The 22743-nt window shown below is 71.9% G+C and carries 22 protein-coding genes; 18 read left to right on the forward strand and 4 right to left on the reverse strand.

What is annotated here, in order from left to right; translation table 11 throughout:
• Positions 1–293 precede the first annotated feature (293 nt).
• Positions 294–1241: a hypothetical protein gene (locus tag C4U03_RS08440; RefSeq protein WP_160146929.1), complete on the reverse strand. Its 948-nt coding sequence runs from the start codon at positions 1239–1241 to the stop codon at positions 294–296.
• Between the two features lie 347 nt (positions 1242–1588).
• Between C4U03_RS08440 and C4U03_RS08445 the strand changes: the two genes are divergently transcribed.
• The 11 genes from C4U03_RS08445 (at position 1589) to C4U03_RS08495 (ending at position 12699) form a co-directional block, all read left to right on the forward strand.
• Complete coding sequence (locus C4U03_RS08445) at positions 1589–2503, forward strand: oxygenase MpaB family protein (RefSeq protein ID WP_103937128.1); 915 nt, start codon at positions 1589–1591, stop codon at positions 2501–2503.
• Positions 2504–2725: 222 nt separating this feature from the next.
• Positions 2726–3511: an MlaE family ABC transporter permease gene (locus tag C4U03_RS08450; RefSeq protein WP_103937129.1), complete on the forward strand. Its 786-nt coding sequence runs from the start codon at positions 2726–2728 to the stop codon at positions 3509–3511.
• The gene (locus C4U03_RS08455; RefSeq protein WP_103937130.1) at positions 3511–4377 is read left to right on the forward strand and encodes an ABC transporter permease; all 867 of its coding nucleotides are present in this window, start codon (positions 3511–3513) and stop codon (positions 4375–4377) included. Before C4U03_RS08450 ends, C4U03_RS08455 begins: the two co-directional genes overlap by 1 nt.
• A complete protein-coding gene (locus tag C4U03_RS08460; protein ID WP_103937131.1) occupies positions 4374–5396 on the forward strand; it encodes an MlaD family protein in 1023 nt (340 codons plus the stop codon). The genes C4U03_RS08455 and C4U03_RS08460 overlap by 4 nt, the downstream gene beginning before the upstream one ends.
• A gap of 1 nt (position 5397) precedes the next feature.
• The gene (locus tag C4U03_RS08465) at positions 5398–6567 is read left to right on the forward strand and encodes an MCE family protein (RefSeq protein WP_103937132.1); all 1170 of its coding nucleotides are present in this window, start codon (positions 5398–5400) and stop codon (positions 6565–6567) included.
• Complete coding sequence (locus C4U03_RS08470) at positions 6568–7638, forward strand: MlaD family protein (protein ID WP_103937133.1); 1071 nt, start codon at positions 6568–6570, stop codon at positions 7636–7638.
• Positions 7635–8678 (forward strand): MCE family protein, encoded by a 1044-nt coding sequence (locus tag C4U03_RS08475; RefSeq protein WP_103937134.1) that lies wholly within the window; start codon positions 7635–7637, stop codon positions 8676–8678. The genes C4U03_RS08470 and C4U03_RS08475 overlap by 4 nt, the downstream gene beginning before the upstream one ends.
• A 35-nt stretch (positions 8679–8713) precedes the next feature.
• On the forward strand, positions 8714–9730 hold the full coding sequence (locus C4U03_RS08480; RefSeq protein ID WP_103937439.1) for an MCE family protein: 1017 nt from the start codon (positions 8714–8716) through the stop codon (positions 9728–9730).
• Positions 9727–11004 carry an MCE family protein gene (locus C4U03_RS08485; protein ID WP_103937135.1) on the forward strand — a complete coding sequence of 426 codons (1278 nt, stop codon included), beginning with the start codon at positions 9727–9729 and terminating at the stop codon, positions 11002–11004. The genes C4U03_RS08480 and C4U03_RS08485 overlap by 4 nt, the downstream gene beginning before the upstream one ends.
• Before the next feature lie 17 nt (positions 11005–11021).
• Complete coding sequence (locus tag C4U03_RS08490; RefSeq protein WP_103937136.1) at positions 11022–11930, forward strand: hypothetical protein; 909 nt, start codon at positions 11022–11024, stop codon at positions 11928–11930.
• Between the two features lie 103 nt (positions 11931–12033).
• Positions 12034–12699, forward strand: a complete 666-nt coding sequence (locus C4U03_RS08495) for a TetR/AcrR family transcriptional regulator (RefSeq protein WP_103937137.1) — start codon at positions 12034–12036, stop codon at positions 12697–12699.
• Positions 12700–12779: 80 nt separating this feature from the next.
• Here C4U03_RS08495 and C4U03_RS08500 read toward each other — a convergent pair whose 3' ends face one another.
• Positions 12780–13322: a TetR/AcrR family transcriptional regulator gene (locus C4U03_RS08500; protein WP_160146930.1), complete on the reverse strand. Its 543-nt coding sequence runs from the start codon at positions 13320–13322 to the stop codon at positions 12780–12782.
• A 164-nt stretch (positions 13323–13486) separates the two neighbouring features.
• On the opposite strand from C4U03_RS08500, the gene C4U03_RS08505 reads away from it, so the two are divergent.
• On the forward strand, positions 13487–14398 hold the full coding sequence (locus C4U03_RS08505) for an oxygenase MpaB family protein (protein WP_103937139.1): 912 nt from the start codon (positions 13487–13489) through the stop codon (positions 14396–14398).
• A 197-nt stretch (positions 14399–14595) separates the two neighbouring features.
• On the opposite strand, the gene C4U03_RS08510 is transcribed toward C4U03_RS08505, so the two are convergent.
• Positions 14596–15849 (reverse strand): oxygenase MpaB family protein, encoded by a 1254-nt coding sequence (locus C4U03_RS08510; RefSeq protein WP_103937140.1) that lies wholly within the window; start codon positions 15847–15849, stop codon positions 14596–14598.
• Positions 15850–16019: 170 nt separating this feature from the next.
• On the opposite strand from C4U03_RS08510, the gene C4U03_RS08515 reads away from it, so the two are divergent.
• From C4U03_RS08515 to glgX, 6 genes are all read left to right on the forward strand, one after another.
• Complete coding sequence (locus C4U03_RS08515) at positions 16020–16709, forward strand: TetR/AcrR family transcriptional regulator (protein ID WP_103937141.1); 690 nt, start codon at positions 16020–16022, stop codon at positions 16707–16709.
• A gap of 208 nt (positions 16710–16917) precedes the next feature.
• On the forward strand, positions 16918–17586 hold the full coding sequence (locus C4U03_RS08520) for a maleylpyruvate isomerase family mycothiol-dependent enzyme (RefSeq protein WP_103937142.1): 669 nt from the start codon (positions 16918–16920) through the stop codon (positions 17584–17586).
• A 4-nt stretch (positions 17587–17590) separates the two neighbouring features.
• Positions 17591–18196: a TetR/AcrR family transcriptional regulator gene (locus C4U03_RS42415; protein ID WP_103937143.1), complete on the forward strand. Its 606-nt coding sequence runs from the start codon at positions 17591–17593 to the stop codon at positions 18194–18196.
• Between the two features lie 29 nt (positions 18197–18225).
• Positions 18226–18759 carry a DUF4262 domain-containing protein gene (locus tag C4U03_RS08530; RefSeq protein WP_103937144.1) on the forward strand — a complete coding sequence of 178 codons (534 nt, stop codon included), beginning with the start codon at positions 18226–18228 and terminating at the stop codon, positions 18757–18759.
• Positions 18760–19269, forward strand: coding sequence for a GNAT family N-acetyltransferase (locus tag C4U03_RS08535; protein ID WP_103937145.1), 510 nt, complete (start codon positions 18760–18762; stop codon positions 19267–19269).
• Between the two features lie 147 nt (positions 19270–19416).
• Positions 19417–21522 (forward strand): glycogen debranching protein GlgX, encoded by a 2106-nt coding sequence (gene glgX / locus C4U03_RS08540; protein WP_103937146.1) that lies wholly within the window; start codon positions 19417–19419, stop codon positions 21520–21522.
• A 61-nt stretch (positions 21523–21583) separates the two neighbouring features.
• Here glgX and C4U03_RS08545 read toward each other — a convergent pair whose 3' ends face one another.
• Entirely contained in the window at positions 21584–22609 is a 1026-nt protein-coding gene (locus C4U03_RS08545; protein WP_103937147.1) for a peptidoglycan-binding protein, read from the reverse strand.
• Positions 22610–22743 lie beyond the last annotated feature (134 nt).

The following is a 22743-nucleotide window of genomic DNA, read 5'->3' on the forward strand; positions in this document are numbered from 1 at the left end:
CATGATCATGGGGAGACGTGTTCGGCCAGGTGCAGCGAGAACCACAGCGCCACCACGGCCAGGACCAGGGCGGTGGGCACGACGGTGGGCACGGCGGCCGCCGGCACCGCGACGACCGCCTCGGACCGGCGCGTCCACCCCCGGTCACCGCGGGACGGGACCGGCGGCGCTCCGAACGGCCGGGCGGAACGAGCGACCCGGTTCCTCCCCGACGCCCCTTATCCCGGGTACCGCCAGCCGCGATCTTTCTCGGCGTGCGGCCCTTGACCTCACGTGGCCCGTGACCGCGCTGCTCAGCGGGTTTCGCCGGCCCCCGGGAGCGCACGCTGGGCAAGAGCGGCTCCGGGCCCATGGCCGTGGAGGCGGCCGCTCCGCCCAGGGCTGTCGTGATGCGGCAGGGCGGCGAGCGCGACGGCGGAGAGGGCCAGCCCCGTGACGAGGAAGCCCAAAGACGGCTGCCGGGGCCATCCGTACCCGTACAGGACGATGGACACGACCAGCAGATGGGTCTTGGCGGCCACGGTCGCGATGATGCCGATCATGACGAGCCTGCAGCGTTGCAGGGCGATCTGGAGCTGGGCGATCCCCAGCCCGCCCGCGATGACGAGGAGGTACGGATAGGGCGTGGCCACCGGCGGCGGGTCCGTGGGCCGCAGCAGCGTGATCCCTTCGAGGGCCAGTTCGGCGGTGCCGATGAGGATTCCGGCGCTGACGCCGTAGGCGATGCCGGTGGGCGGCCGGGCGTGCGTGCCGCCCGGGGAGATCTCGCAGGCGGAGAACAGCGCCAGTGACAGGACCAGCGAGGGCAGCGCGAGGGCTCCGAGTTGCGCCGGGGAGGGCAGGCCGGCGGCGGGCCCGAAGCCCGCGCAGGACAACGCGATCATGAGCGCGGCCGTGCCGGCCAGCGCGACACACGCCCATTCCCGCAGGCTGAGCCGCTCACCGAACCGGGTCGTCGCCACCAGGAGCAGCACCGTCAGGCCGGAGACGAAGGCCGGCTGGGCGGCCGGCAGCGGGAGACAGGACAGGGCCACCCATTGCAGGGCCAGTCCCACTCCGGCGAGGACGGCGCCGCCGCACCAGGTCCGGCTCGTGATCATCGCGGCGGCCAGCCGGAGGGGACGGGTGCCGTGCAGCGGCTCCATCCGGTCGGCCGCCGCCTTGAACGTCGCGATGCCGAGGAGGTACACGCCGCTCGCAAAGACCGCGACGACGATCGCCCAGGGCGTGTCCATGTCCATGACGGCTCCGGTCCGCTCCACGATCCGGCTTCCCCTTCATCGGGACGGTCGTAGCCGGCCGCGGCACCTGATGCTCCGGGCGTTCGTCGAGGCCACCGGTGCACCTCCTGTCCGATCAGCCGGAACCTTAGACCATTATTGGCGCCTTGCCAATAGCTATTGGCAAGGCGCCAATAGGCGTCTATGGTCCGATTACCGGAGACGACCAAGCCGCAGCACACGTCCCCGCGGTGCCGGGGACCTGGCCGCCTTCGGCCGCCCGACGGTCCTCCGGTCCGCGCGGCCGACACCGGCCCGGCGACGGCCGAGGCGCTCTCCGGCCCCCGTGCAGGGAAAGGCGCCGGACCATGACGACGACTGAAGACCAGGCCACCGGCCGCTCCCCGGTCCGGGTCAGGGCACCCGGGCCGCGGCCGTTCGGGCCGGGCTCGATCCTGTGGGACGAGGCCGGCCTCCACCTGCCGGCGATCGCCGGCAACAGCGCGTTCATCCTCCAGGCCATGCACCCGGCGATCGGCACGGCGGTCGACCGACTACCCGGCTTCCGCACCGACCCCGTGGGGCGTGCGGTGCGCGGCTTCACCTCCGTGCAGACCTGGGTGTACGGCGGGCAGGCCGCGGTCGAGGAGGGGCGGCGGCTCCGCCGGATGCACAGGCCGCCCAGCGCCGCCGGCCAGGACGGCAGGCGCCACCGCGCCCTGTCCCCCAGCCCCTGGGCCTGGGCCCATCTGTCGGGTTACTACACCGTCCTCACAGTGTTGCGGTACTTCTCCCGGACCCCGATGACCCTCGAACGAGAGGAGCAGATCTTCGAGGAGTTCCGTGGTCTCGGACGGATCCTGCGGGTGCCCGAACGGATGCTGCCCACGACGGTGGCCGACTACTGGGTCTATTTCGACGCCATGCTCGCCGGCACCCTCGTTCCCCACCCGGTCGCCTTCGAGGTGCTGGAACGGATGGACAAGGTGGCACCGGCCGTCCCGGTCTGGCTGCGGCCGCTGCTCGTTCCGTTCGGCTTGACGGGTGGCAGGTTCGCCCGGTTCGTCGCCGTCGGCACCCTCCCGGAGGGGGCCCGCCGCAAGCTCGGCCTGACCTGGACACCGGCCGACGAACGCAAGCTCCAGGCCGTCGGCACGGCCACCGCCCGCGCCGCTCCCCTGCTGCCCGAACGCCTCCGCTACACACCCGTCGCCTACCGCGCCCGCCAGGCCGCACGCGCCCGAGAAAGCCTGGAGGAGGCCCTGATCCGCCGTCCCCCGTGAGCCGGGAGCATGCACCACGGTCGTCGTCATCGGCCCGGACGCCGAACGGGCGGAGCCCGCACCCGGCGAGACCAGCGATCTTATTGTCAATTTGTCAGAAGATATTGGCGCATCGCCAACAAGTCGTTACTGTGGCCCTGCCTCGCCGCCGGACCGCCCCCCGCATCGGGGATCGGGCGGCGGCGACCGACGGCGAGGCGGTCCAGGAGGAGGTGACGGTTCATGGCATCAGTGCAGGTACCGGCACGGATCCACGGTCTGCTCGGCGAGGCCGGGGAGCTGTTCGTCATCGCGTTGGAGGGCCTGCGGCGCACCTGGGACGTGCGCACCTGGTTCTGGGAGTTCGTCGAGCAGTCCTGGTTCCTGGCCCGCGTCACGAGCCTGCCGGTGATCCTGGTGTCGCTGCCCTTGGGCGCCACGGTCGCCCTGCAGGTCGGCCAGTTGGCGGCGCAGCTCGGCGCGCAGTCGGCGACCGGCGGCGCGGTCGTCGTCGGCCTGGTGCGGGAGGTCGCGCCGATCGCGGCCGCCCTCATCATCGCCGGTGCCGGCGGCTCGGCGATGACGGCCGACATGGGCGCCCGCCGCATCCGCGACGAACTGGCGGCCATGGAGGTCATGGCCGTCAATCCGATCCACCGGCTGGTCACCCCCCGGCTGTGGGCGGCCAGCATGGTGGCGACACTGCTGGCGTCCCTGGTCATCGTCGCGGGGGCCGCCGGGGGGTTCGTGTTCAACGTGCTGCTGCAGGACGTCACGCCCGGGGCCTACTTCGACGGCGCGGTGTCCCTGCTACAGGTGTCCGACCTGGTCGTCACGCTGCTGAAGTCGTGGCTGTTCGGGCTGATCGCCGCCGTGGTCGCCGCCTACATGGGGATGAACTGCGCCAGCAGCCCGGTGGGCGTGGGCCGTGCGGTCAACCGGGCGATCGTGGTCGCCTTCATGCTGGTGTTCGCCCTCAACTACGTGATCACGACGGTGTACTTCGTCGCGTTCCCGCCCCGGATCTGATGGCCGGCCCGCTCCTTCCCACCCGGATCGGCGCCCGCGCGGCGGGAACCGCCGATGTGCTGCTGCGGCGCTCCGCCGACCTGGCTCGGTGGCCGGTGTTCCTGTACCGGGTGGTGCTGTGCTCGCTGCGCGACCTGGTGTGGCGCCGTAGGTACGCCCGGACGGTCGCGCGGCACGTCAGCGACGTCGTGGTGGGCGCCGGGGCCACGGTCGTCGGCGGCGGCATGATCTTCGTGATCTTCACCATGGCCTTCTTCGTCGGCACCGAGGTCGGGCTGCAGGGCTACACCGGCCTGCGGTCCATCGGCGCCGAGTCGTTCATGGGGCTGGTCGGCTCGTTCGCCAACGTCCGCGAGATCACCCCGGTGATCGCCGCCACCGCGCTGGCCGCCCAGTGCGGGTCGGCGTTCACCGCCGAACTGGGCGCGATGCGGATCTCCGAGGAGATCGACGCGCTGGAGGTGATGGGCATCGACTCCTTCGCCTACCTGGTGTGCACCCGGGTGGTGGCGGCGCTGATCGCGCTGGTGCCGCTGTACCTGATCGCGCTGTTCGCCAGCTTCTTCGCGACCCGGCTGATCAGCACCGAGTTCTTCGACCTGGCGCCGGGCGTCTACGACCACTACTTCCGGCTGTACCTGCCGACGATCGACCTGGTGTACAGCTCCATCAAGGTCGCGGTGTTCGCCTTCGCGGTGATCGCGATCCACTGCTACTACGGCTACCACGCCACCGGCGGGCCGGCCGGGGTGGGGCACGCCGCGGGCCGCGCGATCCGGCTGTCCATCGTCACGATCGTCACCTTGAACCTGCTGCTGTCCTACGTCTTCTGGGGCGGCGGAGCGACCGTGAGGCTGACCGGATGAACCACGAGATCCCGCTCCGGCGTGCGCTCCTCGTCTCGCTGCTCACCCTGGTCATCGTGGCCGTGGGGGGGTACGCGCTGGTGGCCCGCCCGTTCCGGGCGGAGGGGACGCGCCTGACGGCCGAGTTCGGACGCGCCGGACAGGGCCTGGGAGACGGCGCTCCGGTCAAGATCCGAGGCGTGACCGTCGGCTCGGTGGAACGGGCCGAGCTCACCGGCGCGGGCCGCGCCCGCCTGACCCTGCGCCTGGACCCGGGAGTCCGCGTGCCGACCTCGGCCACGGCGTCGATCGAGCCCGCGTCGGCGTTCGGCCCCAAGTTCGTCGACCTGGTCCCGGGTGCGGGCGAACGCGGCGGCCCCTACCTGGCCTCCGGCGCCACCATCGCCCGCACCTCCGACCCGCAGGACCTCTCGGACCTGCTGAGCGACGCCGACGCGACCCTGCGCGCGGTCGACGCGACCGAGGTGGCCACCATCGTGCGCACTCTCGCGCAGGGCCTGAACGGGCAGGGCGGGCGGCTGCGCGCCACCATCGACCACACCTCCACCCTGATGGACGTCGCGTACCGGCGCCGCAGCGAGGCCCGCCGGTTCCTGCACGACGCCGCCGGCCTGACCGGAGCGCTGGCCGGCGCGGGCTCCGGCGACGACCTGATCACCATCTCCGGTGACGCCAACACCCTCATCGCCGGGACGGCCGCGGGCGGACGGGACCGCCTCGGCCAGTTCGCCGACCAGCTCTCGGAGATCTCCGCGCTGGTGTCGCACGGCTTCGACAAACGCGGCGGGCAGCTCGGCCAGGGATTCCGGTCCGGCGAACGCGCCGCCGCCCTGGTCTACGCCCAGCTCGGACTGGCCGGGAACGCAGTGCGCACCGCCAACGGGCTGCTCCCGCTGTACGGGGAGCTGACCTCGATGCCCGGCCCCGAAGGCAAGAACTACATGCGCGCCCAGGGGCTGCTGCCCACCGACCCGTGCCAGTTGATCATCGGCCTGTGCGGTTCGACGGGAGGTCGCTGACATGGCACGACCGGCGAACCCGCTGCATCGCCTGGCCTCCCTGTCGGCGCGGGGACGCGCCCGCGCCGCGCTGATGGTGCGCCTGGCGGCGTTCGTGACCGTGACCGGGCTGCTCACCGTGTACATCGGTGCGCAGATCGCCCGGGTGAGCCTGGAGGAGGGCTGGTCGCTGACCGCCACCTTCGACGACGCCAGCGGACTGGAGCCTGGCGACCAGGTGAAGATCGCGGGAACCCCGGTGGGCCGGGTCGACGAACTGCGGATCGTCGACGGCCGGGCCCGGGTGCACCTGACCGTCAACGCGTCGGTCACGGTGCCCGCCGACAGCGAGGCGGCCATCCGCTGGCGCGACGCCATGGGGCGCCGGGTCGTCTACCTGATCCCCGGCACCAGCCCGGCGCCGATGCGGCCGGGCGCGCACATCACCCGGACCCGTTCGGTGGTCGACGCGGGGGCGCTGGTCGACCAGCTCGCCCCGCTGACCCGCAGCATCGACCCCACCCAGGTCAACCAGGTGCTGGTGTCGCTGTCGCAGGCGCTGGACGGCAACGCCGACGAGCTGGACCGGCTGCTGGTGAACGTGGAGGAGCTGTCGTCCACGATCGCGGCCCGCCGCGCCACCCTGCGGCAGATGCTGGCCGACTACGCGACCGTCACCGAGATCATCGCCCGCCGCGACAAGCAGATCGCCGCCGCCGTGGACGACCTGGTCGAGCTGAGCGGAGCGTTCGCCGACAACCGCCGGCTCATCGACCAGGCTTTGGTCGAGCTGGCGGCCATGGTCCGCACCTCGGACCAGGTGCTGGCGGGCAACAGCCGGGAACTGGCGGCCGTCATCTCCCGGCTGTCGGCCTTCACCTCCGGCGTACGGCGCAACAACGGCGCGCTCGTGGAGGTCCTGGGATCGGCGGCGCCCAAGCTCCAGCGCATCTTCGCCGCCGCCGACAACGGGCGCTACGTCGAGGTCGCGGTGCCCTGTGTCAGCCTCGCCGCCCCGCCGTGCCCCTACCCCACCCGCCTGCCCGGCCCCCGCGAGTCCGGCGGCGGCAACGGCAGGCCCGGCGCTTTGGGCACCACCGGCTCCGCGGGCGGTGGCGCGACCACCACGAAGAGCGCCGTTCCCCTCAACTCGTCCGACGCGCTGCGTCGCCTGCTGGTCGGAGGCGGCTGAATGGCACTGAAATCGTTCCGCGACCGCAACCGGATCGCCGTCGGGCTGGTGTCGTCGGGCACGCTGATCGCGTTGGTCGTCGGGGTGTACCTGGTCGGCACCCGGGGGCTGCTGCAGGACCGCTACACCGTCACCGGAGTGTTCGCCGACACCGGCGGGCTGCGCTCCGGCGACGAGGTCCAGGTCGCGGGCATCCGCGCGGGCGAGGTCACCGCGGTGGACCCGGACTTCGCCCGGGGACGCGTCCTGGTCACCTGGAAGATCGACGGCGAGGTGGACCTGGGCCCGGCCACCCGCGCCGAGGTCAGGGTCGCCAACCTCCTCGGCGGCCGTTACCTGCGGCTGTCCGGCCCGGTCACCACCCCGCACCTGGCCGACCTGCCGGACGAGCGCCGCCGCATCCCCCTGGAGCGCACCTCGACGCCGACCACCGCCGGCGACCTGCTGAACTCCTCGACCAGGACCATCACCCGGCTCGACGCCCGCTCCATCGACCGCATCGTGTCCGAGCTGGGCCGGCTGGACGCCCGCGACCGCGGCCGGCTCGGCCGTGCCCTGGCCGACCTCGCCGAGCTGGCGCAGGCCGTCGAGGAGTCCGACCCGCAGATCGACAAGCTGCTCACCAACGGTGAACGCGTGATGGACCTCGCCCGCACCAAGGAACGGCAGCTGTCCCAGTTGCTCACCAACGTGCAGATCATGCTCGACGAGCTGAAGCGCCGGCGCGACGAGCTGTCGGTCTTCCTGGGCAGCGGGGGCCGGACGGTCACCGCGATGACCCGGCTCATCGACGAGCAGCAGCACAAGCTGATCGCCGTCATCGACGACCTGAACCACACCCTGGGCGCCCTGCGCCCCACCACGAAGGACTTCAACGAGCTGCTCGCCTGGGCGGGCCCGACGCTGAGCGGGCTGGCGGGCGCGGGCGGCTACGGCCCCTGGCTGGAGGTCGTGGCCACCGGTCTCGGGCCGCTGTCCCCCCAGGACCTGGCCGGGCTGGCGAGACTGCTGCCGCCCGACGCCCGGGGAGCGGGGGCCGGCCGGGGACCCGGCCGGGAAGGAGGACCATGAGACGCCTGGCCGCAACGGCGTTCGCGCTGGCCCTGGCCGCGAGCACCGGAGGGTGCGCGGTGACGGAGATCGGCGACGACACCTACCGGATCACCGTCTACTTCGCCAAGACGACCTCGCTGTACGAGCAGTCCCGGGTGAAGGTAATGGGCGCCGACGCCGGGAGCATCACCGCCATCCGCGGCGAGGGCGACCGGGTACGCGTGGACCTGACCATCGACGGGTCGGTGCCGGTGCACCGGGACGCCCGGGCCGTCATCGCCTCGGCCAACGCGCTCGGGGAGCGCTACGTCCAGCTGGAACCGGCGTGGCGGCCCGGCCAGCCCAAGGCCCCGCCCGGGATGGTCATCCCGAAGGAGCGCACCGAACTGCCGGTCGAGATCGACGACGCGCTCGCCGCGTTCGCCCGGCTGAACCGGTCGATCGACGCGCAGCGGCTCGGCACGGCCGTAGAACGCGGCGCCGACGGCCTGCGGGGACACGGTGACGACCTCAACGAGGCGCTGCGCGGCACCGCCTCCCTCACCCACAACCTGGCAGCCCACGACCAACGGATCGTCTCGCTCGCCGAGGGACTGCGGACGCTGGCGGCCGACCTCAACCGTCGCGACCGCCGCCTCGGCGAGCTCATCGAGTCGTTCTCCACCACCAGCCGCTCGCTGGCCGAGGAACGCGCCCGGCTGAGCGAGTTCGTCGAGGGGCTCGCCGCCGTGATCCGCAGGAGCGAGGTCCTGATCACCGCCTACCAGGAGACCCTCCCCGGCGCCGTCACCGACCTGTCCAACATCGTGATGACGCTCAAGGCCAACGCCGGGGCACTGGAACAGGCCATCACCGCGCTGGGGCATTTCGCCGACGTGACCGTCCGGGCATGGGACCGCAAGAACCACGTCGCCACCATCCGCCTGGTCGTACACGGCACCCTGCGCGCCTGGCTCCAGCCGCTGTTCACCGCGATGGGCTGGGGCACCGTGCCCTGCCTGGAGGGGAGGCCCGAACTGGCCACCTGCACCGACCCGCCCGGGAGGACCCGGCCGTGAACGCCCACAAGCCCCGCCGCCGGCCCCTCCGGCCCATGAGGACACGCCCGCCCCTGGCCGCCGCCCTCGCCGCGCCCCTGGCGCTGGCCCTGGTCACCGGCGGCTGCTCCCTCCAGACGATCGGCGCGCCGCGCGGCGACATGGTCCTCACGGCCACGTTCGACGACGTGCAGAGCCTGGTCGTCGGGCACAGCGTCCAGATCTCCGACATCCGCGTCGGCACCGTCACCGCCATCCGCCTGACCGGATACCGCACCAAGGTGACGATGGCGCTGCGCGACGACCGCCGCATCCCGGTCGGCACCACCGCGACCATCGCCAAGACCTCGTTGCTGGGCGAGAACTACGTGCGGCTGGACCCGCCCCGCGGGCGCGACCTGCGCACCGGGCCGTTCCTGGCCCGCGGCGCCGCGATCGGGCAGACCTCCGTCCAGCCCGACCTGGAGCAGATCAGCCAGCGGCTCGGTCCCCTGCTGGCCGCGCTGGGCGGCCAGGACCTGGCGACGATCACCCGTGAGTCCGCGACCGCCCTCGGCGGCCAGGGACGCCGGCTCAACACCCTCATCAAGAGGACCGCCGACGTCTCCGACAGCTACGCCGCCGCGAGCCGGGACCTCGGCCGCGCCCTGGACGACCTCGCCCGCATCGGCGGATCGCTGCGCGCCGGCCAGGAGCAGATCGACCGGCTCCCGGGCAACATCACCCTCGCCACCGAGCGGCTGCAGGACGACCGGGCCCAGCTCAAACGCGCCGTCCAGCAACTGCTGGGACTCGCCCGTTCGGTCAACTCCAGGGTGCAGGCCCGGCACGCCGAGCGCCTGGCCACCCTGCTGCGACGCGCCGACGCGCTGCTGGCCGCCGCGGTCCGGGGCGGCCAGGACCTCAAGGTGCTGGCCAACGCCGTACTGGCCTTCCTGCGCGGCCCGTCGGTCTCGCACAGCGGCCAGGCGCTCCTCTTCATGTGGATCAAAGGCTTCCTGCCGCAGCCCGGGACCGCCTCCCAGGCGGCACAGCGGCAGCCCTTGAGCAAGCTGATGGGGCCACGCCCATGAGAGAACCCCGCATCGCCGTCAACCTGGCCTTCTTCTCCCTGCTCGGCGTGGTGCTGGCCGTATGGGCGGTACGGAGCATCATCAGCATCGACGCGCTCGAACGGCCCTTCCACGTCACCGCGGACTTCGCCACCTCCCCGGGGCTGAACTCCGACCTGGAGGTCACCCACCTGGGCGTGCGGGTCGGCAAGGTCGGCGCCGTCCGGCTGCGCCAGGGTCATGTGGCGGTACGGCTCGACCTGAACCGGGACGCACGCGTCCCCGCCGGCGTCGGCGCCCGGGTGCTGCGCAAGTCGGCTGTCGGCGAGCCGTACATCGAGCTGACCCAGCCGTCCCACCCCGGGACCGCCGTGCTGAAGGACGGCGGCCACATCCCCCTCGCCCGCACCGCCGGCACCGTCGACTACCAGGAGCTGTTCGCCGGGCTCAGCACCACGCTGCGGGCCGTCGACCCGCGCGACGCCCGCACACTGGTGCACGAGGCGGCCACCGGGCTGCAGGGCCGGGGCAACTCCATCAACGACATCATCGGCGACACCCACCAGCTCACCCGGACCCTCGCCGCCAACGCCGGGACGCTGGACGCGCTGTCGGTAGAACTGACCCGCCTGACGGCCACGCTCTCCGACCACCGGTACCAGCTCGCCTCGGGCGTCAACGACCTGGCCGTGCTCACCTCCTCGGTACGGCGGAGCCGCGCCGACCTCGACACCGTCCTGGAGCAGGGTCCGGGACGGCTGCGGGAGGCCAACCGGTTGCTGCGCGTTGCGCGTCCTGGGCTGGGCTGCCTGCTCACGGCCACCGGTACGCAGACCAGGCCGCTTCTCACCGACGCCAACTCGGCCAAGATCCGGCACGTCCTGACGATGGTGCCCACGCTCCGGGCCCTGGTCGGCGACATCACCGCCCGGGACGCCTCCGGCGCCTACCTGCGTGTGACACCCGTGATCACCCTCGGCGGTTCCCAGGCCGCCGCCGAGTACACCAGGCCCCTGCCACGGCCCGCGTCGCCCGCCGTGCCCCTGTGCTCGGCGACGGAGAAGACGGGCAAGAGGGCCGGAGCCTCCGGCAAGACGCCCGCGTCCGCCCGGGACACGCAGCGGACGACCGCCGGGACCGCAGACCCCACTCTGTCGGCGCGCCCGGTGAACTCCACCGGCGACCCGTCGGCGTCCTCGCGTTGGCTTCCGCTGGTGCCGCCGGGAATCGGCGTGGTCGTGCTGCTGGCCGTCGCCGCCCGGGCCGTACGACTCCGTGTCCGCACGCGCAGATGACCCCTCTGGAGGAGACAGTGGCAGCCGAGACGAGGACCGAAGAGCCCCCGGGCATCGAAGGCCAGGACGCCGACGACCCCGAGGCCGTGACGCCGAAGGCGGAGGACACGAAGGCGGAGGACACGAAGGCCGCGGGGACGAAGGCGGCGGAGCCGGGCGCCGAGGATCCAAAGACGGCCAAGCCGAAGGCAGCGGACTCCACGGCCGACGAGCCGAAGACGGCGGCCTCCGATGCGGCGGACTCCACGGCAACGGACTCCACGGCCGACGAGCCGAAGACGGGGAAGACGGGAAAGGCGGAGGCGGACGGCGAGGGGCGTGGCCGCCCGGGCGCCTTCCGTCACCGCGTTCTGTCCGGGGCAGCGCTGACCAGGGCCGCCGTCCTGATCGCGCTGGTCGCCTCCGTCATCACCGCTGGGCTGCAGTGGCACCAGGCCGATCAGGCCGAGCAGCGGGAGGCCGACCGGCGGGCCGTGCGTGCGCGGGCCGGCGAGTTCGGGCAGGCGCTGCTCAGCTACGACCACCGCAACCTCCAGGCGGCCAGGAACCGGGTGCTGTCGCTGGCGTCGGACGACTTCGCCAAGACCTACGACGCCGCGTTCACCGGTGGCCTGGAGGGTGTCATCGCCAAGCTCAAGGCCGACGCGACCGCGACCGTGCGGGCCGTCTACCTCGGTGACATCGAGGGCTCGACGGCCCGCGCCATCGTGGTCATGGACTCGGAGGTGCACAGCTCCGCCGGCACGCGCCGGGTCCTGGGCTCCCACCTGGACATGCGGCTGACCCGTACGGGCGAGCGGTGGCGGGTCACCGAGGTGACCTCGATCGGGGCCGCCGACGAGACCATGACCGATGGCGAGGGCGGGCAGCGCCAGGGTGACGGAGCCCCCCTGCCGGCCCCCTCCGCGTCCCCCTCCAGCGATTGACCGCCGCACGGGGCACGTCGACCGTGCCCGGCCGTCTCCGGTCGCAGTGGTGCCCCGCGGGTATCGTCGGAGCATCGGCGCCGGTGACAACAGTGAGGCCACGATGAAGCAGCAAGGGGCGAACGAGGCGACGCCGCGCCGCGTCCGCAAGGAGCCCGACGAGCGACGCGACCAGATCCTGGCCTGTGCCCGCGAGTTGTTCAGCCGCCGCCCCTACACCACCGTGTCCAACACCGAGATCGCCGCCGCCGCCGGCGTCAGCCGTGGCCTGCTCAACCACTACTTCGGCACCAAACGCGAGCTGTACCTGGCGGCCGTGAGCCAGATGATGAACGTGCCGCCGGTGCCCGTCCCGGCCTTCGTCGAGGGCGCCAGCGTCCGTGACCGCGTCGACCACGGCCTCCACGCCTGGCTGGAACTACTGCAACGCAACCGTCAGACCTGGACCACCGCCCTGGACATGACCGCCTCGGGCGGCGACGCCGACCTGGAACGCATCCTCGACCGGGCCCGTGACCGCGCCGTCGACCACATGACCGAGGTCGTCGGCTTCACCGCGCTGTCACGACAGCATCCCGAGATCCGGGCCGCCTTCCGCGGCTACTCCGCCATGGCCGAGGCCACCACCCGTGAATGGCTCAAGTACGGCCGGCTGACCCGCCCCCAGGTGCACCTGCTCCTGCGGGAGGTCCTGCTGCACCTCATCGAGGACGTGCTGCCCTCGCTGGTGCAGACCACGTGGGCGCCGTCCACCACGCCGCCGCCATGACCGTGCGACCTTCCACGGTCGCCTGATCGGCCGCAGCCGGCCGGCCACCGGGTGCGCGGTGGCCCGGCGCGGCGGCGGGGTCAGGCGCGGAGGTAGCCGATGATCAGCTCGGCGAGCTCGTCCACCATCCGCTCGTGGGAGATGGGCGGGCGGTCCAGGACGTACCTGATCGAGAGCATGCCGACGGCCTCGGCGAGGATCCACAGGGCCGCCTCGACGTCCAGGTCCTCGCGGAACTCTTCGTGGTTCAGCAGCAGGTAGACGCGGACCAGGTCGGTCAGTCGCCGCTGCAGCGCCAGCGACTTGTCGAACGGGCCGAGCCGCGGGGCCTGCTCGACCATGACGCGCAGCAGCCCGGCGTCCTCCTCCAGCAGCCGGATCTGCGCGTCGAGCAGCGCGCGTCCCGCCACCGGCCACGGCTCGGCCATGGTCGCCTCGATCTGCGCGTCGAGCCGGTCGGCGAGCCGGTCGGCGAACCGGTCCAGCACCATGACCACGATCGCGTCCTTGTTCGGGAAGTACTGGTAGAGCGAACCGATGCCGACGCCGGCGGCCTGGGCGATCCGGTTGGTGGAGGCGCCCTCGTACCCGCGTTCGGCCAGAACGCGAGCGGCGGCGTCCACGATGCGTTCCACCGTCCGGCGCGAACGGTCCTGACGGGGGTTTCTTCGAGGCGAAACCCCAGGTGGGCGGGGCATGGACAGGGCCCTTCCAAACGCGACTTGTAAGCGACTACTTATGCGCGTTTAGCTTACAGCGTCCCCTTTTTCGAGAGGAGTTGCGAGCAATGACGGTGACTGAGAGCGCAGACGTCGAGACCCGTAAGCCGGCCGGCCCGCCCGAGCCCGTCCCCTTCGGCCCGGGTTCGATCCTGTGGGACCAGATCGGCCTGTACGCCTCGGCGCTCGGCGGCAACTGCGCGTTCATCCTGCAGGCCATGCATCCGGCGATCGGCACGGTGGTCGACCAGCTGTCGAGCTTCCGCACCGACCCGGTCGGACGCGCGGCGCGCAGCTTCGCCTCGGTGCAGACCTGGGTGTACGGCGGCCAGGCGGCGCTGGAGGAGGGACGACGGCTCCGCACGATGCACAAGCCGCTCAGCGCCGTCGACGAACAGGGCCGCCGGCACCACGCGCTGGCCGCCGACGCCTGGGCCTGGGTGCATCTGACCGGCTTCTACGCCGCCGTCGCCGCGTCCCGGTACTTCTCCCCCAGGCCGCCGACCCCCGAGGAGGAGCAGCAGGTCTTCGAGGAGTTCCTGAACCTGGGCCGGATCCTGCAGGTCCCCGAGCGGATGTTCCCGGCCACCATCGCCGACTACTGGACCTACTTCGACGACATGGTCGCCAACACCCTGGTGCCGCACAAGGTCGCGCTGGAGGTCCTGGACCGGATGGACAAGGTCCCGCCCACCGTCCCGGCGGCGCTGCGTCCCGCGCTGACGCCGGTCAGCCTGGCGGGCGGGCGGCTGGCCCGCCTCGTCACCGTCGGCACGCTGCCGCCCGGCGCGCGGGAGAAGCTGGGCCTGTCGTGGAGCGCGGCCGACGAGCGCCGGCTGCGCGCCATCGGAGCGGTCATCGGCCGCACCACCCCGCTGCTGCCCGAGCGTGTGCGCTACATGCCCATCGCCTACCGCGCCCGCCAGGCCGCACGTGCCCAGGAACGCCTGGAACGAGCCCTGGCGAACCGCCCGATGTGACGTGCGGATGGGATGACCCGCCTTTCGGCCAGTGCCCCTCGGAGAGCGGCGACGGCCGCCCCGGCGGGCGGCGCGCGAACGCCTCGGGCTCGGAACCCGTCGGATTCCGAGCCCGAGGTCAGTGCCGGTGCCCCGGCCCGCGCAACAGCGGGCCGGGGCCGGAGTCCTCGCGGCGCCCGCGGGGCCGCGGGACCGACTCAGGGGTAGTTCGGGTTGTTGGCGTCCGGGATCTCGATGCTGATCGGCAGGTCCGCTCCGGACAGGACGAGCAGAACTCCCAGGCGGAGGATCTCGTCGAAGGCCCAGTAGAACTTCTGCAGGGCCCCCGGCGCCTGCTCCAGCGAGAGCAGGCCCTCGCGGACGGCGACGAAGGGCTCCCAGAGAGTCTCGAAGACCCCGTCCCACAGCGGCTCCCTGGGGATCTTCAGCCAGGTGGCGATCTCGTCACCGAGTATGTAGCGGGTGAGCGAGCCGAGAATGGGCTTGGTGATGTACCTGAGGGGACCGCCCGGGACGAGCGTGCCCATGTTGAGCAGGATGTCGGCCAGCTTGATGCCCTCGGGCGTCGGGGCCAGGATCGGGTCCAGGACCTGCTTGGCCTGGGCGTTGGCCTCGGCCCACGAGTTGGGGATGTACTCGTCCTTGATACCGAGCATGTGCGCGCACACCTGCCACGAGTGCAGGAACGCCTCGGACTCGGCGGCGGGGATCGGCACCTTCCACTTGGCCAGGTTCTGCATGACGGTCGTGGGCAGGCTGTGCCAGGTGACCATCATGTCCGCCTGGCTGATCGGGATCTCCTCGTCGGCGACCTTCGACCAGTGCGGGGACTTGGGCAGCAGGTGGCGTACGCCCGCGTGCGCCAGTCGTGTCTTGACGCAGGTCACGACCATTTCGCCGGTGGGCTTGTAGGCGTTCGACGTCCCGATGTCGTACCCGAGCTTGGCGGTCTTGGTGATGCGGTCCCGCATGTCCGCGCCACCCTTGGAGTAGTAGACCGCGCGCGCCTCCTTGGGGATGGCCGTGCTCATCATCCCGCTGGCGAACCCGTAGGTCACGCCGAGGTAGAGCCCTCGCTTCTCGTTGAAGTTGACCGCGGTGGCGAGCTTGCCCTGGTCGGCCCACGACGGCAACCGGCGGGCGCGTTCCATGAAGTCCCGCAGGTCCGCCGGCAGTCCACTGGGCAGCGGCTGACCGTTCTTGGTCCAGGTGCGCAGCAGTCGGTTGACCCTGGGGACGTCACCCCGGTCGATCAGCGCGGCGACCAGTTGGTCGGCCTCCTCGTCCCACACCCAGCGCGGGTCGGCACCCTCTCCCGTGCCTGCTACCGAGCCCGTGGGCGACCATGTCCACAGTGAGCCCGCGTGCGCGGGCGTCGCGGCGCTCAGCGCACCGACCGCGCCCAACGTTCCGCCCGCCATCAGCACGTTGCGCCTGCTGGGTTTGTCCATCGTTCCTCCTCGGGGGTGAGACACCGCCCTGATACGGTGAAACGCATGTTGCATCTGCGTATCATCGACGGCATGTCCAATAACAGCACACTGTGGCGGCCGCCACAAGACCCGAACACCCCGGTGGCCGGCGGAAGGTGAGGCAGAATCAGGCGACTCAGGAGGAGACCATGGAACCTGCGCTGTCCGCCCTCATGACGGCCTCGGGCACGGAGTCACTGCTCGAACGTGCATACAGCGACGCCGTCGAACAGGTCGACGACATGGACGAGACCCGCGCGCGCGTACTCGACGCGGCGTACGAGCAGTTCTGCCGGACGGGCATCCAGCGCTCCACCATGGAGGATGTGGCCCGCCGGGCCGGGGTTTCCCGGATCACCGTCTACCGGCGGTTCGCCACGAAGAACGCGTTGGTCGAACACGTGGTGCGGCGGGAGTTCCGCCGGTACTTCGACCAGTTCCTCATCGACATCGAGCAGGCCGAGACCGCCGCCGACCGGGTGGTGCTGGGCTTTGTGAGCTCGATGCGCGCCATCCGGAGCAACCCGCTGATCGGCGGCCTGATAGACACGGAACCGGACCTGCTGGTGCCCTCCATGATCAGCGACGGGGGACGTACCCTCGCCACCGTGCGGCAGTTCGTCGCGGGCCAGCTCCGCCGCGAGCAACACGCGGGCAACGTGTCGGGCGACCTGGACACCGATCTGGTGGCCGAACTGATGGTCCGGATCTCTGCCTCCTTCCTGGCGATCCCCAGCCACCTCATCGACCTCGACGACGACGAGCAACTGGCCGCGGTGGCCCGGCGGTTCCTGGTGCCCATGCTGGAACCACCGGCTCCCCCACCCGACCGCCGATAGCCCGTTCCCCACCCCGGCGGCAGGTGCTCCCAGCGCACCGCCCACCGCCCACCGCCCACCGGCCACCGGCCACGAGCACGCAGACGCGCCGGAACTCGTGCGGCACCGGGACGGCGGCGCAACCGCCCGAGTCGTCCGACAGTCGGGCCCTGTACATACAGACTGCATGTATGTAAATTCGTGCCGACCGCGCGAAAGGAGCACCGAGATGACACCGACCGCAGAGCCGACCCGGGACCAGGTGGTGCGGGGGCTCGCTGACGAGCACGCCACCTTCGCCGCCCTGGTGGCGCCCCTCAGCGAGGAGCAGTGGCGGGCGCCGACCCGCTGTTCGGGCTGGCAGGTGTGCGACGTCGCCGCGCACGTCGCCGCCAACGCCGTCGAGTCCGTGGACGGCACCATCGGCGGCCGCAGCCCGGACGAACAGGCGCGGGCGCTGCGCGGCAGCACCCCCAAGGAGATCGCCGACCTGCTGAGCACCGCCTCCGGCCGGCTGCGCGGTTTCCTGGAACGGCTCGACGACGACACCTGGCACGCCCCCAGCCCGGTCGCCGCGCGCACGATCGGCAACGGCATCCTGACGCTGTGGTACGACACGTTCGTCCACCACAACGACATCAGCGCCGCGCTCGGCCGGCCGCACGACACGACCGGGCCGGGCCTGACCGCCAGCGTGTATTGGCTGGTCCAGGAGCTGTCCCGCCTGGAACGCGGCCCACTGACGCTCGACCTCGACGGCCTGCCGCCCCGGCGGGTCGGCACCGGCGGCCCCACGGTCACCGGCGACCCGATGCGCTTCGTGCTGGCCGCCTCCGGCCGCACCGACCCCACCGCCCTCGGCCTGGACGAGAGCGTGAACGTACATCTCCTACGATGACGTCATGAACCGCAAGGTGGAGCAGGGCGACGCGACGCGCGCCCAACTCGTCGACGCGGGCGTCGCCCTCTTCACCGAGCAGGGCTTCGCCGGGACGTCCACCGCCGAGATCGTCCGCCGCGCCGGAGTCACCCGCGGCGCCCTCTACCACCACTTCGCCGATAAGGAGCAGCTCTTCGAGGCGGTCCACGTCGAGATCCAGAAGGACATCTTCGCCCGCTGCGCCGCCGCCTCGGCCGCCGCGCCCGCCGACCCGGCCGCCCGCATCACCGCGGGCGTGCTGGCCTTCCTGGACGCCTGCATGGAGCCGCGGGTGCAGCGGATCCTGCTGCGCGAGGGCCCGTCCGTCCTCGGCTGGGAACGTTCCCTGCGCTTCGACGACCCCTACTGCGCACGCCGCCTGCTGCTGTCGGCGCTGCGCGGCGCCGCCCGGGACGGCCTGGTGCCGGACGGGCACGCCGAGCCGCTCGCCCACGCGCTGTTCGGCGCGCTGAACCAGGCGGGCAACCTCATCTCCGCCGCCGCGGACCCGGTGGCCGAGCGGGAGCGGATGGGCCGGGCGATCGCCGACCTGATCGCCGCTCTGCTGCGCGCGAACCCCGGGGCGTAGCGGCGATCGAAACGCCTAAGCTCTGATCCATGGGGTCCGCTTGCCGTTGCATCATCTGCCACGACTACGGCGACCGCGACCGTCTCGGCAACTTCGAGCTGCGCACGATCGTGCACGTCAAGGAGTACGGCTGGAGCGTAGTCCTCATCGCGCCCCGTGACGGCCGGCCGGGCTGGGCGTTCACCGCCGGCCTGTGGCACACCCACCGCGTTCCCGAGCTGGCGGTCTTCGGGCTGGAGCCGTACGACATGCAGACGATCGTCAACAACCTCGGCGACCGCGCCGCCGCCGGCCTGCCCCCGGCCCCCGGCCAGGAGCGCCGGGACGCCACCGAACGCCACCCGGTCGCCCTGCGCCCGGTCCACGCGCAGTGGTACGACCGCCTGCTGGGCGAGGCCCTGCGCTTCTACCGCCACCCGCCGCTGCCCTTCCTGCAGGTGGTGTGGCCGGACGCCGACGGCCGGTACCCGTGGCAGCCCGGCAGCGACCCGGCTCTGGCCGGCTCCCAGCCGTGTCTGTGGCTGTCGCCGGACTCCCATCCCCCCGGCGTCTGGACGCGCTGAATGCTCGGCCCGGCGATCGACACCATCACCACCCAGCGGCTTCTGCTGGAGCCGCTCAGAGTCGAGCACGCCGAGGAGATGGTCTCCGTCCTGGACGACCCGCGCCTGCACACCCACATCGGCGGCGCGCCGCTGCCCCTCCCCGAACTGCGGGCCCGCTACCGGCATCTGGTCACCGGCCCCGCCCCCTACCACCAGCAGGCCTGGCTCAACTGGATCGTCCGCCGCCGCCGCGACGGCCGGCCCGTCGGCACCGTCCAGGCCACCGTCACCCCGGGGCCCGAAGCCGCCGTCGCCTGGGTCATCGGCATGCCCTACCAGGGCTTCGGCTTCGCCACCGAGGCCGCCCGGGCCCTCATCGGCTGGCTCCACGCCCAGGGCATCACCGTGATCCGCGCCAACATCCACCCCGACAACGCCGCCTCGGTGGCCGTGGCCCGCAAACTCGGCCTGCGCCCCACCGCCGACCACGCCGGCGACGAGGTGGTCTGGCGCCTGACCGCCGGTTGAGGCGGTGGGGAAGGCCGGTTTTGGAGGTTTGGGCGGAAGAACCTACCGTGCGGTAAACAGGTGTGTCCACGAGTGCCGCCCGCGCGGAGGGCCGGGTAGGGAACAATCGGGGACCGTTGCCAGCACGAGCCGAGGGGCGGGGAGAGCATGCCGGAGGTATGGCCTGGCGAGGCCTATCCACTGGGCGCCACCTGGGACGGGACCGGGACCAACTTCGCGCTGTTCTCCGAGGTGGCGACGCGGGTGGAGCTGTGCCTGTTCGATGAGGACGGCACCGAGACGCGCTGCGACCTGCCCGAGACGGACGGGTTCGTGTGGCACGGCTACCTGCCCGGCGTCGGGCCCGGGCAGCGGTACGGCTACCGGGTGCACGGGCCGTACGAGCCCCGGCACGGGCACCGGTGCAACCCCGCCAAGCTGCTACTGGACCCGTACGCCAAGGCGGTCGAGGGCGAGGTGCGCTGGCACGAGTCGCTGTTCTCCTACCGGTTCGGCGACCCCGGCGTGCTGAACGCCGACGACAGCGCGCCGTACATGCCGAAGAACGTGGTGATCAACCCGTTCTTCGACTGGGGGGATGACCGGCAGCCCCGGACCCCCTACCACGAGACGGTGATCTACGAGGCCCATGTGAAGGGGCTGACGAAGCTGCATCCGGCGATCCCGGAGCACCAGCGGGGGACGTACGCGGGCCTGGCCCATCCGGCGATGATCGACCACCTGCTGGATCTGGGCGTGACGGCCGTCGAGCTGATGCCGGTTCACCAGAACATCCCCGAGCACGCGCTGGTGGCGCGGGGGCTGACCAACTACTGGGGTTACAACACCATCGGATTCCTGGCGCCGCACAACGCCTACAGCTCCTCGGGCCAGCGCGGCGAGCAGGTGCTGGAGTTCAAGTCGATGGTGCGGGCCCTGCACAGGGCGGGCATCGAGGTGATCCTCGACGTGGTCTACAACCACACCGCCGAGGGCGACCATCTCGGCCCGACGCTGTGCTTCCGCGGTATCGACAACGCCGCCTACTACCGGCTGCGGGACGACGACAAGCGGTACCACCTCGACTACACCGGCTGCGGCAACTCGCTGAACGTGCGGCATCCGCACGCGCTGCAGCTCATCATGGACTCGCTGCGGTACTGGGTCATCGAGATGCACGTGGACGGGTTCCGCTTCGACCTGGCCTCGGCGCTGGCCCGTGAGCTGCACGACGTGGACCGGCTGGCGGCGTTCTTCGACCTGGTGCAGCAGGACCCGGTGGTCTCCCAGGTCAAGCTGATCGCCGAGCCGTGGGACGTGGGCGAGGGCGGCTACCAGGTCGGTAACTTCCCGCCGCTGTGGACCGAGTGGAACGGCAAGTACCGCGACACGGTCCGCGACTACTGGCGGGGCGGTTATGCGGCCATGCCGGAGTTCGCCTCCCGGCTGACGGGCTCCTCGGACCTGTACGAGCACGACAACCGGCGCCCGATCGCCTCGATCAACTTCGTGACCTGCCACGACGGGTTCCCGCTGGCGGACTTGGTGGCCTACAACCACAAGCACAACGACGCCAACGGCGAGGGCAACCGGGACGGCACCGACGACAACCGCTCCTGGAACTGCGGCTACGAGGGGCCGACGGACGATCCCGAGATCCTCCGGCTGCGGGCCAGGCAGCGGCGCAACTTCCTGGCCACGCTGTTCCTGTCGCAGGGCGTGCCGATGCTGACCGCCGGGGACGAGCTCGGCCGCACGCAGCGGGGCAACAACAACGCCTACTGCCAGGACAACGAGCTGTCGTGGATCGACTGGGACGCCGACGAGGAGGACGTGGAGTTCGTCCGGACGCTGGCGCGGATCCGCCGCGAGCATCCGGTGTTCCGGCGGCGGCGGTTCTTCCAGGGCCAAGGCGGGCACGGCGAGCTCGGCGACATCGCCTGGCTGACCCCGGCGGGCGAGGAGATGACCGACGAGGACTGGCACGCCGGTCACGCCAAGTCGCTGGGGGTCTTCCTGAACGGCGAGGCGATCACCGAGCCGGATCCGCGCGGCCGCCCGGTGCGCGACGACTCGTTCCTGCTGCTGATCAACGCGCACTCGCAGTTCGTGGAGTTCACGCTGCCCGGGGCGGAGTTCGGCGAGCGGTGGGAGTACGCGCTGGACACCGCGGCGTTCCCCGGGCCGGAGGGCGTCGCCGAGCGGGGCTCGGCCAAGGCCGACGACGTGGTCGAGGTGGCGGGCCGCTCGCTGGTGGTGCTGCGCCGCCTGTGACGGGGTGCCGCCGTCCCGGTGGCGTCCCACCGGGACGGCGGCCGTCCGCTGCGGAGAGGCGTCAGCAGGCGGGCAGCCTTCCGCCGCCGTAGCCGTAGGTGATCTGCGTGCCGCCGTAGTAGTACAGGTCGGAGATGCGGCGGAAGCTCAGGATCCGCGAGGTGCCGAGGTAGTCGACGTACCCGTCGCCGTACTCGGCCAGGTAGTTGTCCATCCTGCCGCGGGTGTCGGGGCCGGCGATGCCGTCGGCCGCCAGACCGTTGGCGGCCTGCCAGTTCGCCGCGGCCGAGGCGGTCTGCCCGCCGAACTGGCAGTCGATCGAGGAGTAGGCCATCTTGCCGTCGGCGTACAGCAGGTACTGGAACATCCCGGCGTAGTTGCCGCTCCAGTAGCCGCAGCCGTTGCACAGCGTCGCCTCGTCGCTCAGGTCGTTGCTGGCGACGCCCGCCCCGTCCACGATCTTGTTGCCGGTGCCCTGGACGCCGACGCCGCCGGAGCCGTCCACTCCGGGGTCCACCGGCGGCCTGGCCCCGGCCACCAGCGAGCGGACCTTCTTGGAGACCTTGGTGCCGTCCTTGGGCAGCGCCTGGGCGAGCCGCACCAGATCGCGCTGCGTCACCGGGCCGCGGACGGCGATCCGGTAGTTCACGCCGGGCCGTTCGCTCCACGACAGGGTGGTCAGGCCCGGCCCCCACTCGTCGGCGCTGGAGGTGACCAGTGCCCGGCGGGTGCCGGCGCCCGGCCGGCGCAGCGCGGGCTGGGCGGTGACCCGGGTCCCGGGCGCCGCCTGGGCGCGGGTCACCTCCCGCATCGCGCCGACGGTGCGGGCCACGACGAACACGCGGCCGTGGCCGGTGAACGTCGCGGTGTTCAGCCTGACGCGCTGTGACTTGTGCAGCGGCGAGCCGAGCCGGCGAGCGGCCTGCTCGCGGAGCGCGTGGCCGGGCATCACCTTGGCGACGGCCCGTCCGGCCATCGTGGTGAAGTCGGGGGCCTGGGCTTGGGCCGGTCGCACCGCCAGGCCCAGCGGCAGCACCGCGGTCACCACGATGACCAGCGCATATCGCAGGGCGGACCTCACACGCATCGTTTCTCCCCTCCCTGACGATCACCGTCAGGTGATTCGTCGACCTTTGTCTAGAAGATCTGGGAAGAAAACTACGGACTCAAGAGGTCACTCAGACCTCAGGCGGCCAACCTGTGCCCCTTGTCACGGGCGTC

Origin of the sequence: Thermomonospora echinospora (assembly GCF_900108175.1) — a bacterium.
Classification (GTDB): Bacteria; Actinomycetota; Actinomycetes; order Streptosporangiales; family Streptosporangiaceae; genus Thermomonospora; species Thermomonospora echinospora.